The sequence below is a fragment of the Bradyrhizobium sp. JYMT SZCCT0428 genome (genome assembly GCF_018131075.1).
In the GTDB taxonomy this organism is placed as follows: Bacteria; Pseudomonadota; Alphaproteobacteria; order Rhizobiales; family Xanthobacteraceae; genus Bradyrhizobium.
Map to the genome: position 1 here is coordinate 83,587 of NZ_JAFCLS010000032.1, position 18,437 is coordinate 102,023.

Genomic DNA, 18,437 nt, shown 5'->3' on the forward strand with positions numbered 1-18,437 from the left:
CTGAGTCCACCGAAGTGCCTGCCTTACGGCTTCCCGATCGCCATCGCCAAGGCCGCCGCCAGGAACGGGAACGGCACCGATACCGCGGCGCGGAACCAGACGAATTTCGCCGGCATGAACGGGATCTCCCACAGGATCAGCCGCTGGAAGGCGAACAGCGCCCAGGCGACGACATAGGCGATTACTTGCGGCGAGCCGCCGCCGACCTTCAGCGCCACCGCGCCGATGGAAAAGCCGACCACCGGGCCACCCGGCGTTAGCCCACCTGCGATCACGGCGGTGAGCACGCCGAGCCAGCCGGAATCCGGGCCCAGCCAGCCGGTGATGATTTCGGGGGGAATGACGGCGGCGATGTAGCCGGAGCCGATCACGCCGAGCGCGATCCGCGGCACGATGTTGATGAAATCCATCGCGCCCTCGCGCGCCGCCGAAACCACCACGACACGGCCGCGGCGGAACGCGATGATGCCAAGCACGAGCACGGAGCCCCACAGGCTGATGTCGATGATGAGCGCGCTCATCGTCATGACGGCTCGCCCTTCGGGTACATCCGCACATAGACGAAGCGCCCGAGCGCGCCGGCCAGCACCGGGATCGGCAGCGAGATCACGATCCGCCACAGCGTAAAATCGGTGCCGAGGATCGGCAACTCCCAGGCGACCGCGCGGCCATAGCCGATCAGCGTCCAACTCACCACCATCGCGATGGTGGCGCCAAAGTCCGCGCCGACCGTCAGCAGCGCCGCCGCCACCGGATAGGCCGTGAACGGCCCGCCCGGCAGGATGGCGCCGAACGCGGTGCCGATCAGCAATCCCTTCAGGCCGGAGTTCGGCCCGAGCGATCGCGACACTTTCTCGTGCGGCAGGATTTCCGTAATGAACGCGCCGAGCAGGCAGCCGGCCAATACGCGCGGCAGGATCTCGCCGAACAGCCAGAGATCATGGGTGAGAATCTTGAGCACGCCGTCGAGGCCGTCGCGGCGATAGACCAGCGTGGCGCTGACCGCGACCAGCACGGCAATGAAGATCATCGACCAGCCGACCGGCTTGCGCTTGCGTCGCGGGCCAGCTTCGGCCTCCGCAAGTTCGTCGGCGGGTACCGGTTCTTTCAATGGGGGTTCTGACAATGCAATGAATCGGCAGGTGAAAAGTCCAACCCTGCTTAGTCCCGGCCGGGGCCTCACGCAAACGGAACAACTGAAACATCCATGCGCCGTTCAGGCATGGCCATGCAAGGCTGTCACGTGCTTTTCAGGTCAGGTGGCGCACCAGCGCAAGGCCGGCAAACAGGCCGGCAATCGAGAGCACCACCGAGCCGATAATGTAGGCCGCCGCCAGGCCAAGCTCACCCCGCTCATAGAGCACGGCGGTATCGAGCGAGAACGCGGAAAAGGTGGTGTAGCCGCCGAGTATGCCCGTCATCAGGAACAGCCGCCACGGCTGCGAGGTCTCGCCCTTGAGGGCGAGATAGCCCGCGATCAGCCCCATCACGGTCGATCCAGAGATGTTGATGATGAAGGTACCCCAGGGAAATCCGGTGCCGATGCAGCGGGCGCAGGTGAGATTGATGAAATGGCGCAGCGTCGCGCCAAGGCCGCCACCGACGAAGACCAGCAAATAGCTCATCGCAGCATTTTCCACATCGCGAAATCACCCGGCAACAGCGCTTGTGCCGCAAGCCCGCGACGCCTGCAAGGATGGCATGGGGAGGCAAAAGATAAGGGCGGCAGTTTTGCACTGCCGCCCTTGAAATCAGTTCGATGTCATTCCGGGGCGGTGCAAAGCATCGCCCTCAGATGCGCAATTGCGCATCAGGGAATGACGGGCTCAATCAGGAAGCCTTGCCGAACAGCTGGTCGACATATTCCCAGTTCACGAGATTATCGACGAACGCCTTCAAATAGTCCGGGCGGCGGTTGCGGTAGTCGATGTAGTAGGAGTGCTCCCAGACGTCGCAGCCGAGGATCGGGGTTGCGCCATGAACCAGCGGGCTTTCGCCGTTCGCGGTCTTGGAGATTTCGAGCTTGCCATTCTTGACCGACAACCAGCACCAGCCGGAGCCGAACTGGCCGACGCCGGCGGCGGCGAAGTCGGTCTTGAACTTGTCGAGCCCGCCGAGATCCTCGGTGATCTTCTTTTCCAGACGGCCGGGCAGCTTGCTGCCGCCGCCATTCGGCTTCATCCAGTTCCAGAAATGCAGATGGTTGTAGTGCTGGCCGGCATTGTTGAACACGGCCGGGTTCTTGCCGAACGAAGCCTTGACGATCTCCTCGAGGGACTTGCCTTCGAATTCGGTCCCCTTGATCGCGTTGTTTCCGTTGGTCACGTAAGCCTGGTGATGCTTGTCGTGGTGGAATTCCAGCGTTTCCTTGGACATATAGGGGGCAAGGGCGTCATGGGCATAGGGAAGGTCAGGAAGCGTGAAGGTCATGGGGTGATGTCCGAAAATGATGGGAGACGTGGTGTAACGGGAACCCTTATAGAAGGTTCCATCGCGCTTAAACACCGCAATTTGACAAAGCGGGCGGCTTCTTCGGTAACGATGCTCCGCGTCCAGCGTATGACGGGACATACGGCTATTGCGGGGTAAAAAATGAGTATCGAGATCGATGTCCTGAACGGGGACGCTTCATGGCCGAGGGTCGAACCGCTGATGAATGCGGTCTGGCCGAAGCATGTGGTCGAGAAACTGTCCTGGGGCCACGTCAAATGGGCCCACGCCGATTTGCGCGTGCTGATCGAGGCGCCGGAGGAATCGCCGAAACCCGGGCTTGCCTGCCATGTCGGCATCTATTTCCGCACCGCCACCTGGAACGGGCGCAAGGTCGATATCGGCGGTATCGGCGGGGTTGCGACCCGCGAGGATTTCCGGGGGCGCGGGCTTGCCGGCCTCGCGCTCGGCGCCGCCATCCAGACCATGCGTGACCACGAGGCGATCAAGTTTGCTCTTCTGTTCTGCGAGCCGCATAATTTCGCCTTCTACGAGGCCCGCGGGTGGCATAAATTCACCGGCGAGGTCTATGCCGAGCAGCCGGAGGGACGCATCCGTTTCGAGGCGATGGCGCCGTTCGTGTTCGACTTCACGCGCGCCCCGCGCGACGGCATCATCGACCTATGCGGCCTGCCATGGTGACCCCTGCGCGGCGATGGGGTGGCTTGCGCTTGCGCCTGCCGATAATATGTTGGCCATAATATATTGGCTTCTGGCCGACGAACCGGTGACGCATGACGATCGACGCCCAGCTTGATTTGCGCCCCGCGGCCATACCAACCGCGCCGGTCAACAGCCTGTTGACCTCGCCGATCCTGCCGACGCTGCTGAAGCTCGCGCTCCCCAATGCGATCGCGATGGTCGGGACCGCGCTGGTGGCGGTTGCCGAGACCTCCTATATCGGCCGGCTCGGCACCGAGCCGCTGGCCGGTATCGCGCTGGTGTTTCCGTTCGTGATGCTGACGCAGATGATGTCGGCGGGCGCGATGGGCGGCGGCGTGTCGTCCGCCATCAGCCGCGCGCTCGGCGCCGGCAGCCGCGATCGCGCCGCGAGTTTGGCGCTGCATGCGGCCATGATCGGCACCTGCGCCGGATTGTTCTTCACGGTTGTCATGCTGACGTTCGGACGGCAATTCTATTCGCTGCTTGGCGGCCGCGGCGGCGTGCTCGAGCAGGCCATGCAATATTCGCACGTGCTGTTCTCGGGCGCGGTTTCGATCTGGCTGGTCAATACGCTGGCCTCGGTGGTGCGCGGCACCGGCGATATGCGCATTCCCTCGGCGGTGCTGATCGTCGTCGCCTTCGTTCAGGTCGTGGTCGGTGGCGGCCTCGGTCTTGGATTATTCGGCCTGCCGAAGCTTGGCATGCCCGGGGTCGCCGCAGGCCAGCTCACCGCCTTCACGCTGGGCGCGATTTTCCTGGCGTGGTACCTCGCCAGCGGGCGCAGCCGGCTGAAGCTGAATTTCGCCGCCTTCCGGTTCGAGCGCGACATGTTCGTCGACATCCTCAAAGTCGGCGCGATCTCCTGCCTGGCGCCGCTGCAAACCGTCCTGACCATCCTGATCTTCACCAAAATCGTGGCGGGCCTCGGCACGGAGACGCTGGCCGGTTACGGCATGGGTTCGCGGCTGGAATTCCTGCTGGTCCCGATCGCCTTTGCGTTCGGCATCGCCTCGGTGCCGATGGTCGGCATGGCTGTTGGCGCTGGCCTCGTGGCGCGGGCGCGCCGGGTGGCCTGGACCGCGGCCGCCGCGGCAGGCCTGACCGTCGGCCTGATCGGCCTCGTCGTCGCGATCAAGCCGACGCTCTGGATCTCGCTGTTCACCAGCGATCCCGGCGTGACGGCTGCCGCCTCTTCCTACTTTGCCTGGGCGGGTCCGGCCTTCGGCTTCTTCGGCACCGGCCTCGCCCTCTACTTCGCCTCGCAGGGCGCGGCGAAGGTCGGCGGCCCCGTCATGGCCGGCACCATCCGGCTGCTGCTGGTCGGCCTCGGCGGCTGGTGGCTGGCGTCATCGGGCGCACCGGCCTGGACCCTGTTCGCGCTCGTCGGCGCCGCGATGGTCGTATACGGCCTCTCCACTGTGCTGTTCATTCGCTTCACGCGCTGGGGCAAATGAGCATCCAGCCGGCGCTATGCGGCGGCGAGAAGCTCAAGCCGCCATCGCCTTCAACGCGGTCGCCGCCGAGGCATAGCCGCCGCGCGCGCCGTCGATGAAGTGAACGTGGTCGCTGCGCATCACCGACGGCGTGAAGCAGGTCATCATCGCCGCGTCCTGGCGGTGCAAGCCATAGCGCACGACACCGTTTGAGGCCGCCTTTGCCAGCCGTTGCGCCAGCGCCTGCTCGAGCTCCGGCGTGCAATCGAGGATCATCCGCAATCCATCGTCGTATTTGCGGAAGTCGGAATTCTCTACCACCTGCTGCATGTAGGTCTTCGGCACGAAATTGCCGACCTTGATGCCGAAGCGCAACACGACATAGGCCCACAGCGCGATGGCCAACGCGGAACTGCGCCGCCGCAACAACGACCCGCCGCGCGCGGCACGCGCCTCGTATTCGATGCCCGCCGGAGGAAAGCGGATATCGGGTCCACCTGAAGGCACCGGCCGCCCGGCATCAGGGCTGCGCTCGACGAGATCGATGATGTCTTCGATCGCTTTGCGGAATGCACGCGGATCGGCGCCCTTTGCCGGCACCACCAGCACCGAAAGAATGAGGCCGCGTGCGGACGGAATCTCCTCGAACCGGCACGACAGGCCGGACAAATCCGGCTGCTCGCCGGACGGCGCTGCGGGGACCGCGAATTCGCCGCGCTTCATCGCCGCGTCCGCCCAACCAAGACCGCCGCCGGAAAACATCGCAAGGGACAAATTGGGCGACGGCCCGAAACGTGCGACTCTGATGTCGAGGCCCTGCGCGCGGATTGCTTTCACCGGCACCAGCGCCACCCTCATTGCGAGATCAAGGCCTTCGCTGACCCAGGTCGCTGTCGCCGCCAGCGCCTCGCGTGCGCGACCGAGATCGGCGGGCGCCACGGCAAAGCTGGCGCCATCGCCGCCGAACACGAACGGAAACTCGCGTCCATCCAGCGCATTGGTCACGGCGGCGATGACAGCGGCGCCCGCCATGTTGACCGCCTTGTAGCGTTGGTTGGCGATCGCCTTGGTCGATTCCACGATGTCGGCGACGCCGACGGTCCAATCATCCGGCAATGGCGAATACAGCGCCGGATCCATCAGGCTGGTGAAGCCGCGAAAGACCGGAATGCCGCCGTAGAAGATGTCGGTGCCGTCGGGCGTGGTCATTGCGATGCAAGTTACCCCGTTTTCCGAAGCTGTCTAACAGATACGGCCTAACCCATATTCGGGTTCGCCCCTGCTACAGTTTGACGCCCCGCAGCACCAATTGGTTGAGCCTGCTGGCAAATGCCGCCGGATCTTCCGGCAACTCGCCATCGAGGATCTGCGCCTGCTCCAGCAGCAGGAACGACAGATCCGCGGCTGCGTCCTTGGCCCCGGCAATCGCCGCCACCAAGGGATGGCGCAGATTGATCTCGAGGATCGGCTTGGTCACAGAGCCCTGGTTCTGCATTGCCAGCAACCGCTCGAGCTGGCGGTCGCGGCCGTCGCCGCCGGCCACCAGACAGGAGGCACTCGACGTCAGCCGCTGCGACACCCGCACGTCGGAGACGCGTTCCCCGAGCGTGTCCTTGATGACGGCGATGGTCGCGGCCTCATCCGTGGTGCTCTCTTCCTTTTTGTCGTCCGCCTTGTCGTCCAGCAGCGGGATCAGGGCGAAATCGATATCGCCCTGGCTCAACGATTTCAGCGGTTTGCCGCCGAAATCGAGCGGCGCCGAAGTCCAGAACGCATCGACCGGATCGGTCAGCAGCAACACCTCGATGCCGCGGGCCGTGGCGGATTCGAGTTTTGGGTTCGACTTCAGCCGCTCGATGCTGTCGCCGGTGAGGTAATAGATCTCGGTCTGGTTCGGTTTCAGGTTTTCGACGTACTGCTTGAGCGAACGCTTCTCGCCCGATGTCGTGGTGAAGCGCGACAGGCCCAGCAGCTTTTCGCGCCGCTCGAAATCTTCCCAGATGCCTTCCTTGATCACGGGCCCGAACGAATCCCAGATTTTCGCGAACGCCTCCGGCTCCTTGTCGCCGAGGTTTTCCAGCTCGGTGACGACGCGGCTGGTGACGGCCTTGCGGATCTGCGCGAGCTGCGGATTGTTCTGCAGCATCTCGCGGGAAATATTGAGCGGCAGATCCTCGCTGTCGATCACGCCGCGGATGAAGCGCAGATAAGCCGGCAACAAATCGGCATCGTCGGCAATGAAGACGCGGCGGACATAGAGCTTGACCTTGCCCTTGCGCGCCTGGTCGAACAGGTCGAACGGCTTTGTCGACGGTGCGAACAGCAGCACCGCATAGGACTGGCGGCCCTCGGCGCGGTAATGCAAGGTCATCGCGGGCTCGTCGAAGGCGCCGGCGATCGATTGATAGGCGCCCTTGTAATCGTCAGGCGTCAATTCCGATTTCGGCCGCTGCCACAGCGCGCTGGCCGAATTGATCTGACGCGGCTCGCCCTCCTCCGGCACCAGCTCAATCGGAAACTGGATGTTGTCGGAATAGGCGCGGACGATGCGCTCGATCTCGTAGGTCTCGAGATATTTCTGCGCGTTCTCTTTCAGATGCAGCACGATCTCGGTGCCGCGCGTGATGCGCGTAGCATCCTCCTCGCCCGCGGGCGCGATTTCAAATCCGCTGCCGCCCGAGGACGACCAGGTCCAGACCTGATCCGAACCGGCGCGGCGGCTGGTGACGACGATGCGCTCGGCGACCATGAAGGCGGCATAGAAGCCGACGCCGAACTGGCCGATCAGGTTGGCGCCGTCCTTGGCCTCGGTCAGGCGCGACAGAAACGACTTGGTGCCGGAGCGCGCGATGGTGCCGAGATTGTCGATCAATTCCTGCCGGTCCATGCCGATGCCGCTGTCGACCACGGCAAGCGTGTTCGCCGCCTTGTTCGGCACGATGCGGATCGCGGGCGGCGCGCCATCGGTGATCAGCTCGGGTGCGGCGATCGCCTCATAGCGCAGCTTGTCGCAGGCGTCGGACGCGTTCGAAATCAGTTCGCGCAGGAAAATATCGGTTTCCGAATAAACCGAGTGCACCATCAGATGCAGGAGTTCGGCGACCTCGGCCTGGAAAGGCTGGGATTCGGGGGCAGTCGTGGTGGTCATCAGGGGCTCACGAGATCAGCGTGGGTGGGAAAGCCCTGATATAGCGATACTATCTGGAGTGGCAAGGTTCGACGGCCGGCTGGTTCCAGCCCTCGGCCGGCCCTAATCCGCAATCGCGGCCAGATAGCGCCGGACCGAAGCATCGAATGCGGCCTTTGCGCCCGCCTCGATGTTCTTGTCCCACCACGCGCCGTAGATGCGGTCGAACGCCAACGGCGCGACCGCGCGCGCGATGCCTTGAACCGATTTCGCATTCAGGGGGATGTAGTTGGGGAAGCTGTACATGAAGCTCAGCGAGCGGCGGTCCATCGCCACCATGGCAACATCACCGGTGAGCAGCGCGCCTCGCCCCTCCGCGCCCGCACGCCAATGCAGGATCGTGCCGCCGGTGAAATGACCGCCGGTGCGGATGAGAACGATGTCATCGGAAATCTGGCGGCTGTCGCCGGTCCACGGCACGATCGCGGCGTGCGGCCGCGTCACCCATTGGCGATCGTCGCCATGCAGATAGATCGGAACGCCGCCAAAGGCCTCGCTCCAGTCGGCGACCGCGCCGTAATAATGCGGGTGCGAAACCGCAATCGCCTTCAGGCCGCCGAGCGACTGGACATGGTCCACCGCCTCCGATGTGGCCAGGGGCACGCAATCCCACATCACGCAACCGTCGGGCTCAGGAATGAGCAGCGCGCGCTGCCCGATCGCGAAACCCGGATCGAGAGCGATCCCGGAAATACCGAGATCATCGCGCCAGACAAGCTTGTGGCGCTCCGCCAATGCTTCGCGCGAAAGCCATTGCTGGCCCTTCCAGTTCACGTACTGCCGTTCGTCCTCGCAAATCGGGCATGCTGCCGGCGGCGCGACGCTGTCCGGAAACTGGGCACCGCATTGCTCGCAAGTCCACAAGGGCATGGGCTAACTCTTACCGAAGGCTATTCGGTCCGCAAGGATGTTCTCGTGCTCGCAGCATTCCGATGGCGTTGCGCTCCCTATTCGGCCCAACCTCGCGACAAAAGAACTCTGCCTCTGCCTGTCAGCAATCGGCGGCAGGAGAATCGTTTCCATGATCTGAGCCACATCGGCTCCAATCGCAAAGGTCGAACTCAAGAAGCTGATACCGCTCTGGCGGTCTCCTGAAATCATTGAAGAAAATTGGGTTCGTTTGGCGAAAAAGCAGCTGCGCATTTAACGGGTGTATAATGCATTCTGGCAACTGAAAATTGTTTAGCTTGTGGCCATCGCTCGATTCGTCCAACTCGGCCTCGGTATTGGCGTCATGGAAACTAACTACCATGGGTTTTCATGACGATTTGCCGAATAGCCTTATCTCGCCGTGCGGCGGCGCGCAATTCGTAGCGGTCAAGCTTGGCGAGCTCTGGCAGCGCACGCCGAACAGCTTCCGCGATGCGTTCAATTCCGCCCGAGGGCATCGTCGCCAAAAAATCAATCCGGCGTAGCAGTTCACCGCCCATGATCACATCGAGGATTTTTTTTACGCCGCGAACATCGGCAAATAACGGGCCATCCAGTGTCCCGACCGCTGACGCCCGCTCGATGAGCGCGACCTTGATCCGCCGCACCCGGGCTAGATCGATCTCGGCATAGGCGGCATCTCGAGCGTATTGCAAGAGGATGGCATTGTCGGCGGATCCGGCGATCTCACGCGCGAGTTTTTCGACCTGCTCGGCGAGGGCGGCGTTGGAGAGCAAATTCGCGGTCAGACCGTGCACGGTGGCATTGCCCCCTGCCCGCTTCCGGCCAGACCGCGAGCGCGGCCCGGTGCTGAGGCTGGCGTTGCGCCGGTTGGCCGCGATCTGCCGATCGGTCGCCATGGTCAGGTCGAGACCTGATCATCGGTCAGCCGAAGGAATGTCTCGGCTTCGATGATTCTGTCCGATCCTTCCTTCACCCGCTTGGCAAAGGTCTCGCGATACTCCGCGACTCCCCGGATCGCACGATTGCGACGAACTTCGAGCGTCGTCAGCATCCGGTCGAGCACTTCTAATTCGGCCGCCAGGCTTTTGATCGCTTCGGCTTCGATGGCGGTTTCATCGAGATGAAAGCGGCCCAGGATCTCCGCCACTTCCTCCTTGGCCTTCGGATCAGTGAACCAGGCCAAAGCTAAGTCCTGCGAGTCTTCATACGGAGTTGGTTCGCCCGGCTCGTTCCACAGCTGCACCAGCAGGTTCTTTAACGCCGCGCGAAAGGCGGTATTGATCATGGCCGCTTTGCAGCGGTGGATGCGGAGCATCTCCCAAACGATTTTAGCGGTTTCGTCCACGTGCATTCGTTCGATGATGCCGTGGGGATCGATCTCCTGGACTAGCATTGCGTGTAAGTTGTCGAATTCTTCCGCCGACTCCGTCAGCAGCAAGGCCGGCTTCCAGATCAACGCCAAGGCTCGTCCAGTCAATTCTTCTAATCTTTCCGCCATTTGCTTTTCTCCAAACTTGCGCGGGCCTCCAGAAACATGGCACGGGCTTCTTCCTCGCTAATATCAGACTCCGTTATGATCGGGTCCGCGGTCGCGATCGCAAGAGATTGGGCCGGCTTGCCAAAACCGCGATCGAGTAACGTCGTGATCGCGGCCAGACGAGCGGTATGGCTGTTGGTATTGTGCACAATGCTCGCGAGTTCGGCGATCGCCTCCGCAGTGTACTGCTGGGCCTGTCCGGCCAGCGAGGGAATTTCCATCGCTCGTTTTTTTGATCTCTTCATGATTGTCTCCCGACCTTGACTGACTTCAATGGGTGATCTTACCCCCCAGCCCTTCCCTAAAATCCAGCACAGTAAATTCCGCGCATCGATTAATGACTCAATTTCGCATGTTGCCCGGATCTCACCTCGCGTAACCCGGTTCGACCTGGCATCGCTTCGGCGCTCGGGAAAAACACCGCGCTAAATCGCTGCGTCAATTCAGGGTGCAGGGTTTTAAGCCAAGTCGGATGGCCGTATGGAGAGCGGTCTTGCTGATATTACTGGTGAAATGAACAGATGACCCAGCGCTCGAAGCGGACGCCCCAGGCTCGAACGAGACATGAGAAAAAATCGGCCTCTGAGCGGGCCTCTTTAAAATTTCAAGCCCAGAAACATGTCTCAGTAGCAATCGCCGGACTGGTTCAAATCATGCGAACCTGCAAAAACGACAGCCTCCGTGTATCAGCGATCAACATGCTGTTGGATCGGGGATACGGCAAACCGCCCCAGTCATTGGACGTGGCCGTTTGGGACGCGACCCCCCTCCCTGAGATCAGGGACGACATGAGCTTGGCGGAATCTCAGGCGCTCTACCGAGAGATAAACCAAAAGCTGCCGGGCCGCCCGCGCGGCTACTAGCTAGGGTGCCCCCTTAACTCCGCAGTTTTGAAGGGCGACCTTGTCGATTCCAGTTTGCCCCGGTTTTTGCGATAGTCGATTTCCAAATCGCGTTAAAGTGGCGGGAAGAGACGCCGAAATTTTCAACGGCCTCGCGGCAATATGTCGGTTTCGGACGAGGCTTGTGCTCTGGACTGGCGCGCATTTCCGCCTCCAACCAGTCGGCGCACTTTTTTGCAGCGGGGGCCGGTTTCCACTGCTGCCTTTTGCGGAGCAACTCAAGAACTTCGGCTTTGTCAATGAGCAGGCGACTGCCTTCGTGACGACCGATGCGTTCGCCCACTGACGAGCGAATGACCCCGCTGCGAATAATCTGGTCGTAGAAGGCGACGTATTGCCAATCTGCTGTTTCCAGTCGAACGAAACCTGATGCAGCAGCTATTTTAGCGGTGAGGCCGCCGTTCAATACAGCTAGGCGTATGACACGAACAGCTTCTTCTCGTTTGCACCACGCAGCAAAACTTTCCGCGTTAGGTCCAGACCCCATGGTTGGTGACCCATCCAACGGGCCCAACAGTGTTTGAAGCACGGTAGGCGGCGGTGCCGTCGCAATATCGCGGTTGCTCATTTGGGCGGTGAGCAGGGTCACCACTTCCGGCAGCGTGACATGATCTAGCGGAATCGGGTCGATGGCCGATGGCGCGATGTGTGCATGCATGACTTCTCCTAACAAAGAATCACTGCTCGACCCTGTTTTACACTACGGTGAACCTTGGGCCAAACGCGGAATGGGATCGCACACCGCCCCCGCCGCGGGGAAGCCTGTGGCCGCGCAGCCCCATCCCGCAGGGGAGCCATGTCAGTCCAGGTCCAGCTCTATCGATAAACACAAGGCGCTCAGGATCGACGCGATCAGCGTTCGCCCACTGACTTTTTCTTTGCTCTGACAGCTAGTTCAAAAGATTTTTCCGTGTCTGGCCCTTCCGGGTGCCGGTTAAGCGCACTTATCCGCCCCGATCGGCGATGCGCTCGAGACGCCGCTTCAGACGCGCGCCTAGACCTCCGCCGTTCTCCTCAATCAACTCCACTCCGGCATACTCAAGTGCCCTGCGTATCGCGGTAGCATTGGCAACGGTCATCGCCGTAATTCCGTCGACAGATTCCGCACGATGGATTGTCGCCATGCTAACCCCTGACTCGCGCGCAAGGTCTGCAGCAGACCAACGAAGTAGAGCCCGTGCCGCCCGCATTTGAGCTCCCAAAATATTCGTCATGAGCGGGGCAGCTCCGGATCGTTGTTGACAAAATTTTATTCATATGACAAATTATTCGTCATATGACGAAGGGGTCGCAGCATGACGAATCACCTTTCACGACGCTCCTTTATAGGCGGGTCTGACGCTCGGATCATAATGGGGGACGACGAGGCAACCTTGGTACGGCTCTGACGGGAGAAGCGCGGCGAGGTCGAGCCCGAGGACCTGTCTGGCAACCTAGTCGTCCAACTCGGCACCGTGACCGAGCACCTCAATCGGCAGTGGTACGAACGCAACACCGGCCAAATCGTCACCAAGGTGCAGTGTCAGGTGTTTCATCCGGTCAAACGCTGGATGGCGGCAACATTGGACGGCATGGTTGAGGGCACGGGCGCCGTGTTCGAAGCCAAGTTCATGCTGCCCTGGTCGTTCTCGGAAGAAGTGGCTGCCGGGAAGCACATGGCGCAGCTCCAACACAATATGTGGGTCGTGGCGTCCAAAACGGCGGTGCTCTCCATCATCACCGTGGCGGTAAATGGGTGGAGATGACGATACCGGCAGATCCGCTGTACCAGCATCTTCTGCTAACCGCTGAACAGAAGTTCTGGCGCAGCGTCGAAACGGGCGAGGCCCCTTGCCTGTTTGGCGTCGAGCCGCCACGTCCAAAGGTCGAGGCGGTCCGCACCGTCGATATGAGCGGGTCAAACGCCTGGGCGGAGTTTGCCAACCTATTCCGGCAGACCCGACAAGCGGCAATGAACCACGAGCGATCAAAGAGCGAGCTCAAGGCACTTGTGCCTGAGGATGCGAAAGAAGCGGCAGGGCACGGGGTGCGGGCCAAGCGCTCGAAGTCCGGCGCGATCAGCCTTGATCTGGCGAGCTAGGTGCATGGCCATGCAGCGCTCCAGCAATAAAATTGGCGCGCTCGCGACTGCGCTTTCCAAGGCACAGAGCGAGCTGGCCAACCCCGAGAAGACGCTGACCGCGACCCTGCCCGGGGCTGTGCCAGGTGGGCCGGAAAAAACCTTCCGATATGCGTCATTGGCGAGCGGTCTCGAGCTCGTGCGCAAATGCCTGGGGCAACATGAGATTGCCACCGTCCAGGCCACAGGCATCGATCGCGACACCGGCCTGATCCGCCTGACCACAACACTCGTACACGCCTCGGGCGAATGGATGTCGTCGGACTGGCCGGTTTGCCCGGTGGGGGAGACCGCCTCCCCGCACCGGATGGGAGCGGCACTGACCTATGCCCGGCGTTATGGACTGTTCACCCTGGTGGGAATCGCCGGTGAAGACGATCTCGACGCGCCGGACCTTTCCAGTTCAAATGACCCCATTCTAACAAACAAGAGCCCGCCGCCTAACCGTGGCCCGGACAATATGGCACTCGGCGCCTATCCAGCGGAGACTTCCAAACGACCGTTGCCGGCTTTCGCGCGCGGCCGTCACGCTGAACGGCCGGAAGCTGCGCTTTTGCCAGCCGAGGCAACGAAAGTGCGCGATCAACTGATTGCCGAACTCGCCAGGCTTGAGGGGCTGGCGCAGTTAACGTCATGGGCGCAAGGTGCATTGCCCCGCAAAAACCGGATCTCGAACCTGGATGCCTTAGCCGTCGAAGCCGCCTTCGAGAAGCGGCTCAAAGAGATCGGCGACGTGACCGTGGACGCTCAAGTGCGCGAGCCCAAACCCGAATGGGCGCCCGCCGAGGTCGACGTTGCCTTTGCGCGAAAGAATCTCGGATCGAAGGAGGTCATCGTGCGCAGCAAGCCAGTGCGCGAGCGCGATCGCGGCCATCTGAAGTATGTTGCGGGCCAACCCTGTCTGGCATGCGGTCGCTCCCCATCGGATCCTCACCACATAAAATACGCAGACAGCTGGACGGTCGGACGCAAGGTTAGCGACCGCTTCACCGTGCCCTTGTGCCGGCTACATCATCGCGAACTGCACCGCCGGGGCAACGAACGTGTCTGGTGGCAGCAAAAGGGGATCGACCCCTTGCCCCTCGCGGACGCCCTCTGGAAAACGACGCATATCACTGACCCCGCCTCCGCTTCGCTTGACGGCAGCGGCCCACCGGATGGGGTTAACGGAAATGTTTATCGGTAGACTCAGGCTTCCCAGGACAGCCTCAGTTTTACGAAACGAACCCAATCTTAAGGCTCGGAGGCCGAATGACTTCATCACGGCAGATTCAGGCTAATCGACTCAATGCGCAGCTCAGCACAGGTCCCGTGAGCGAAAACGGGAAGCAGAGATCGCGACGCAATGCTGTGCGTCATGGGTTGACTGCCGAGACTATTATCGATGCTTTGGAAGATGCCGAAGACTATGCTTCCTTCGAAATGGCGGTCGCAGCGGATTTTGAGGCCCGGAGAGCAGTCGAGCGCGAACTGGTGCTGCGCCTGGCAAGCGTGCTCTGGCGCCTGCGGCGTGCCACCGCGATAGAGAGCGGTCTGTTCAGGATTCAGGCTCAGCATTTGCTGCAGTTTCGGCGCTCTCGAAAAAAACAGATCAATCATCCATACCGAACCGGCCTGTCAACAGCTTCCAACGTCCTTGAAGGACAGGAAACCGGCCGTCTTCTCTGCAGTGACGACATACCCCTCCCAGACAAGACCAATCATCCGGACGATCTAACGCAATCCTTCATTCGATTGACCAATCTGGCGAGTTGCCCTCTTGACCGGCTCAGCCGTTATGAAGCAGCGCTCTGGCGTCAGGCGTGCCAAATCCTGTTTGCTCTGCAGTTCGTGGACCGCGGAAGATCACCTAAGGCAGGGAAATTGCGCTGGCGGTAGTTCTGGGAGCGGCGAGGCCAGGTACCGGGTCCGGCTCCCGTCTGACCGCTTTACCGCCTTGGTTGTAGAGAGGCGCCGATGGCGTCTCGCGGATGTTTAGCCCCGTTCCTCCGCAGTGAATTGGTCCAACATTGCTGACCTCGACGTTTTTACAACGTTCATGCTTCGCACGCCTCGGTTAGATCCTTAGATGTGAGGAAATCGCTAGCCGAAATTAATGAGATTCACGCCGCTCAGCATGATTTCCGCTTGCCTTGAGCCCTGCGCCTCATCGCTACCGGTGAGGATCACATATCCGATCGTGTTTCCGCGCTGATTTTGCCTCACGGCCGGTTTGACTTCGGAAGCGGGCGGCGAGGCGCGCCGCCCGCTAAGCGCGCGTGACCGGCATCCACCTAGGTGGGTATTGTCGGATGGCATAATCGCGAAGAAGGGACAGTGCCACGAATACCATCTCTCATGCCCCGACAGCCATTATCACCTCGTCACCCGCGGGAGAAAGCCCAAAATGGTTTGGGCCAACAGGACGCCCGTGATGCCGCCCGCAACCTTTTGGATGACGTCGAAAATTTCCGCATCACGGGACGGTATCAGTACTTGTAAGGCCTCGAGCAACACAGCAACGAGAGCAACGGGCACACTCGCGACAAAAATGCGGCCAGGCAAGAGAAACGCGAGTAGGCAGCCCAATAGACCATAGGCACTGAAGCGCTCGATAACCACGATCCAGTAGGCCTCGTGGTGGCCCACCAACGCCGGTCGACCGGCCAGCTTGGTAAGAGTGGCATAAGCGATCAAGATAATGCAGATCACAGTCGCGGCTATGAGCTTCTTCTGGGGCATGATGCGACCATAAATCACGAAGAGCGCTGTGTTGCCCCCAAAACAAAAAACAAGGTTAAAGAGCCTTTTTTCCGATACGCCTACGCAATCGAGAGGTGTCTTCGCTGGATCGACGCTGTTCGACCCAACCCTTCTCGAACAGGCTTTTTCTCAAGGCGGGGACGATCAGGCAGATCCCTGCGTCCGAACCCAGTCGCCAACCCGCAGGTGCTGCAAACTGACGATAGGATCGTCATGCAAAAGTCGATGCTGGACTGCATCGGAGAATGTCAACTTTGTGACGGCTCTTCGGTCCACTTCGTTTTTGATGGACCATGGTGCAGCCTCTTTCAGGAAGACTTCGTTGAGCGAACACGGCGTGCTCGGGCTCGATCTTCCCAACGGTCGAGCATTTGCCCGAGATCGCCATGCTTTGGGTTGGAGGGAGGCCGGTTAGTATTTGCGTGCTGCAGCCAATCCGGTTCCCTGTAGTTTTTCCATATGCGTGCACGTTCTCTCCGCCGGTGGGAGATTCGGTCACGGGTATAATAGCCAGCTCCGTAGGCCAGCCCGAGCAACACCAACAAAATCAAGACGCCCTGCAACAGAGATACTCCATTTGGTCGAGGCGGAAATTGTCAGGAAACTACCCAGATGACGATTGCCGAGCACAATCTGCCGAGAGCATAGACCCATCCCGCCATCGCCGGGATTATTGCTGCTGCGTAAAGTGCAGCCACAACTAATTCACCGCGACGCGATCGGGAACCCGTTGGATTGGGCTCTGTGACATCAATGCTGAGTTGGTTTGCGGTGATTTCGATTGTAGAGGCGGGAATTGCTGACAAATTTTGGTCCTCACGACGATCATTCTAGCCTTGCCAAGAAACCCATTAGCAGGGGCGTTTGGCAAAAGTTTGAACGCGCTGTGACGGACTTGCCGCAGTTCACTCCGGGTGCTTCTGGCGACACGATCAATATCATTTGACCGTGAGTATGGCGGCAGCGCCGAGCAGCGCCGCGCTAATCAGTACAAACGGCTCGCATTTTGCTTTGTCGTTCGCTTGGCTCATAGGGACATATGGCCCGTAGGCGTCGGCCGGCATCATCGCACGCGACGATGTCACTTCACGGTCGCCTTGGCCCACGGCTACCCATGCGATCCGAACTTCTTGCGACGGAGATCGTCGAGTTTATCGAGATACCTGCTGTGGCGCCTGCCGGCGACAACGATCGCCGTGCAAACAAACAGCCCTCCCAAAGCCCAAATCATCTAACTCAGTTCCTCAAGTCATCCGATAGAAAAGTCGTACCAATGTAGCGACCGCGGAACCAAATTATACGGCATAATTGAATGCTCTTGAAATTGTCCAATGTGATCCTGAACGTGCCCGAAATGGCATCGGGATCATTTAACCGCAGCCCGATTCCACATCGTTGATGTCGCGCAGCGCGCAAGAGAATACGCCGCGCTCCTGGCCGAAAAAAATCAGAGCTCCGTCTGTCGTCTTTTGCCTGTCTGTTTGCCGTCGCTCAGCCATATCCAAGGCTGCTTTTCCAGCAATGAGGTCCTGCCGTTAAGCTGAATTGTCAGGCTTAACGCCGGCTTTTCTTATGAAGCGCTTGTTTGGAAATCCCAAGGCAAGCGCCAATCATGTCCAACGAAGCCCCCACCTTTCGCGCTCTTTCGATCGCAAACAAAAATTCGATGCCGTTTCTCACATCGATGGTCGCCTGGACGGCGGCCGCGGATTTCTCTCGGTTTCGAGCAAGACGGCGAATTTTCCTGGTTCGCTTTACATCAGCATCCCTGGCGATTTGGGAAGGATGCTGGACGCCCTTTAGACGGTAGTACCGGCTCGTTACCGATCCCAGCGGCATGCCAAGGCGTTCTGATATTTCGCGAAAGCTCAAACCTTCCGACTTCAAAGACAGAATCAGATCGTCTGATGCGTATCTGGACCGGATCAACATGTTCGGTCACCCGCAGCTTGTACAATCTCGAAAGCGGTGGCAGCGATCGGTCGATCCCGCATCGTCTCAGGCCTTGTAGTGGTTGCGATACCAGTCGACTGGCGGGCAATATGGAAGCCGATGAAACCGGCGGCACCCGTTACCAATACGGCCTGATCGGACATTGCTATCCCCAAGGACATTGCGGTTTACGTTTGTGGCTCGACGCGAGGGATATCCAAACCATGGTTTAATTTCTTCCGAAAGTTCGGCGTTCGGGGCCGCTGTGTATCGCCGGAAATTCATCTCTGCGATGATCACTCCGCCGCGAGCTTCACCTCGGGCGCAGCAGCGCGGACGTCGGCGTCGACCTGGGCTTCGAACTTGGCAAAATTCTTCTGGAACATGCCGACCAGCGCACGCGCGGTCTTGTCGAACTCGGCCTTGTCCTTCCAGGTGTTGACGGGGTTGAGGATGTCGCCGGGCACGCCCGGCAGCGCCGTCGGCACCGCAAAACCGAAATACTTGTCGGTGCGGAATTCGACATTGCGAAGCGAGC

19 protein-coding genes and 2 pseudogenes are annotated in these 18,437 nt (G+C 60.5%); 7 read left to right on the forward strand and 14 right to left on the reverse strand.

Annotated features, from left to right (window positions below; genetic code table 11):
- Positions 1 to 23: 23 nt before the first annotated feature.
- From JQ575_RS28705 to JQ575_RS28720, 4 genes are all read right to left on the reverse strand, one after another.
- On the reverse strand, positions 24 to 521 hold the full coding sequence (locus JQ575_RS28705; protein ID WP_192738376.1) for a hypothetical protein: 498 nt from the start codon (positions 519 to 521) through the stop codon (positions 24 to 26).
- A 2-nt stretch (positions 522 to 523) separates the two neighbouring features.
- On the reverse strand, positions 524 to 1,126 hold the full coding sequence (locus tag JQ575_RS28710; protein ID WP_212036566.1) for a permease: 603 nt from the start codon (positions 1,124 to 1,126) through the stop codon (positions 524 to 526).
- A 124-nt stretch (positions 1,127 to 1,250) separates the two neighbouring features.
- The gene (gene crcB, locus JQ575_RS28715; protein WP_212036567.1) at positions 1,251 to 1,625 is read right to left on the reverse strand and encodes a fluoride efflux transporter CrcB; all 375 of its coding nucleotides are present in this window, start codon (positions 1,623 to 1,625) and stop codon (positions 1,251 to 1,253) included.
- Between the two features lie 205 nt (positions 1,626 to 1,830).
- Positions 1,831 to 2,430 (reverse strand): superoxide dismutase, encoded by a 600-nt coding sequence (locus tag JQ575_RS28720; RefSeq protein ID WP_192738198.1) that lies wholly within the window; start codon positions 2,428 to 2,430, stop codon positions 1,831 to 1,833.
- Between the two features lie 162 nt (positions 2,431 to 2,592).
- Here JQ575_RS28720 and JQ575_RS28725 point away from each other — a divergent pair, with 162 nt between their 5' ends.
- Together JQ575_RS28725 and JQ575_RS28730 are read left to right on the forward strand one after the other, a co-directional pair.
- Positions 2,593 to 3,132, forward strand: coding sequence for a GNAT family N-acetyltransferase (locus JQ575_RS28725; protein ID WP_212036568.1), 540 nt, complete (start codon positions 2,593 to 2,595; stop codon positions 3,130 to 3,132).
- 92 nt (positions 3,133 to 3,224) lie between these two features.
- Positions 3,225 to 4,607, forward strand: a complete 1,383-nt coding sequence (locus JQ575_RS28730; RefSeq protein ID WP_212036569.1) for an MATE family efflux transporter — start codon at positions 3,225 to 3,227, stop codon at positions 4,605 to 4,607.
- 33 nt (positions 4,608 to 4,640) lie between these two features.
- On the opposite strand, the gene JQ575_RS28735 is transcribed toward JQ575_RS28730, so the two are convergent.
- From JQ575_RS28735 to JQ575_RS28770, 8 genes are all read right to left on the reverse strand, one after another.
- Entirely contained in the window at positions 4,641 to 5,795 is a 1,155-nt protein-coding gene (locus JQ575_RS28735) for a DUF3095 domain-containing protein (RefSeq protein ID WP_212036570.1), read from the reverse strand.
- Between the two features lie 73 nt (positions 5,796 to 5,868).
- Entirely contained in the window at positions 5,869 to 7,737 is a 1,869-nt protein-coding gene (gene htpG, locus JQ575_RS28740; protein WP_212036583.1) for a molecular chaperone HtpG, read from the reverse strand.
- Positions 7,738 to 7,836: 99 nt separating this feature from the next.
- On the reverse strand, positions 7,837 to 8,643 hold the full coding sequence (locus JQ575_RS28745; protein ID WP_212036571.1) for an MBL fold metallo-hydrolase: 807 nt from the start codon (positions 8,641 to 8,643) through the stop codon (positions 7,837 to 7,839).
- 371 nt (positions 8,644 to 9,014) lie between these two features.
- The gene (locus JQ575_RS28750) at positions 9,015 to 9,563 is read right to left on the reverse strand and encodes a hypothetical protein (protein WP_212036572.1); all 549 of its coding nucleotides are present in this window, start codon (positions 9,561 to 9,563) and stop codon (positions 9,015 to 9,017) included.
- 2 nt (positions 9,564 to 9,565) lie between these two features.
- Positions 9,566 to 10,165 carry a hypothetical protein gene (locus tag JQ575_RS28755; RefSeq protein WP_212036573.1) on the reverse strand — a complete coding sequence of 200 codons (600 nt, stop codon included), beginning with the start codon at positions 10,163 to 10,165 and terminating at the stop codon, positions 9,566 to 9,568.
- Positions 10,150 to 10,449, reverse strand: a complete 300-nt coding sequence (locus tag JQ575_RS28760; RefSeq protein WP_212036574.1) for a hypothetical protein — start codon at positions 10,447 to 10,449, stop codon at positions 10,150 to 10,152. Before JQ575_RS28760 ends, JQ575_RS28755 begins: the two co-directional genes overlap by 16 nt.
- Positions 10,450 to 11,080: 631 nt before the next feature.
- Complete coding sequence (locus tag JQ575_RS28765; protein WP_212036575.1) at positions 11,081 to 11,764, reverse strand: hypothetical protein; 684 nt, start codon at positions 11,762 to 11,764, stop codon at positions 11,081 to 11,083.
- 286 nt (positions 11,765 to 12,050) lie between these two features.
- Positions 12,051 to 12,320, reverse strand: a complete 270-nt coding sequence (locus JQ575_RS28770; protein ID WP_212036576.1) for a helix-turn-helix transcriptional regulator — start codon at positions 12,318 to 12,320, stop codon at positions 12,051 to 12,053.
- A gap of 81 nt (positions 12,321 to 12,401) precedes the next feature.
- On the opposite strand from JQ575_RS28770, the pseudogene JQ575_RS28775 reads away from it, so the two are divergent.
- The 3 genes and pseudogenes from JQ575_RS28775 (at position 12,402) to JQ575_RS28785 (ending at position 15,103) form a co-directional block, all read left to right on the forward strand.
- Positions 12,402 to 13,186 (forward strand): annotated as a pseudogene (locus JQ575_RS28775) (YqaJ viral recombinase family protein).
- A gap of 4 nt (positions 13,187 to 13,190) precedes the next feature.
- Entirely contained in the window at positions 13,191 to 14,411 is a 1,221-nt protein-coding gene (locus tag JQ575_RS28780) for an ERF family protein (protein WP_249166951.1), read from the forward strand.
- Positions 14,412 to 14,476: 65 nt separating this feature from the next.
- Entirely contained in the window at positions 14,477 to 15,103 is a 627-nt protein-coding gene (locus JQ575_RS28785) for a hypothetical protein (RefSeq protein WP_212036577.1), read from the forward strand.
- A gap of 477 nt (positions 15,104 to 15,580) precedes the next feature.
- Here the strand turns inward: JQ575_RS28785 and JQ575_RS28790 are convergent, their stop codons facing one another.
- Complete coding sequence (locus JQ575_RS28790; RefSeq protein ID WP_212036578.1) at positions 15,581 to 15,946, reverse strand: VanZ family protein; 366 nt, start codon at positions 15,944 to 15,946, stop codon at positions 15,581 to 15,583.
- Between the two features lie 1,593 nt (positions 15,947 to 17,539).
- Between JQ575_RS28790 and JQ575_RS28795 the strand changes: the two genes are divergently transcribed.
- Both JQ575_RS28795 and JQ575_RS28800 read left to right on the forward strand, forming a co-directional pair.
- Positions 17,540 to 17,770: a hypothetical protein gene (locus JQ575_RS28795; RefSeq protein WP_212036579.1), complete on the forward strand. Its 231-nt coding sequence runs from the start codon at positions 17,540 to 17,542 to the stop codon at positions 17,768 to 17,770.
- 104 nt (positions 17,771 to 17,874) lie between these two features.
- Complete coding sequence (locus JQ575_RS28800; RefSeq protein WP_212036580.1) at positions 17,875 to 18,132, forward strand: hypothetical protein; 258 nt, start codon at positions 17,875 to 17,877, stop codon at positions 18,130 to 18,132.
- Between the two features lie 63 nt (positions 18,133 to 18,195).
- Here the strand turns inward: JQ575_RS28800 and JQ575_RS28805 are convergent.
- Positions 18,196 to 18,437, reverse strand: a pseudogene (locus JQ575_RS28805) (phosphoenolpyruvate carboxykinase (ATP)); the annotation flags it as partial.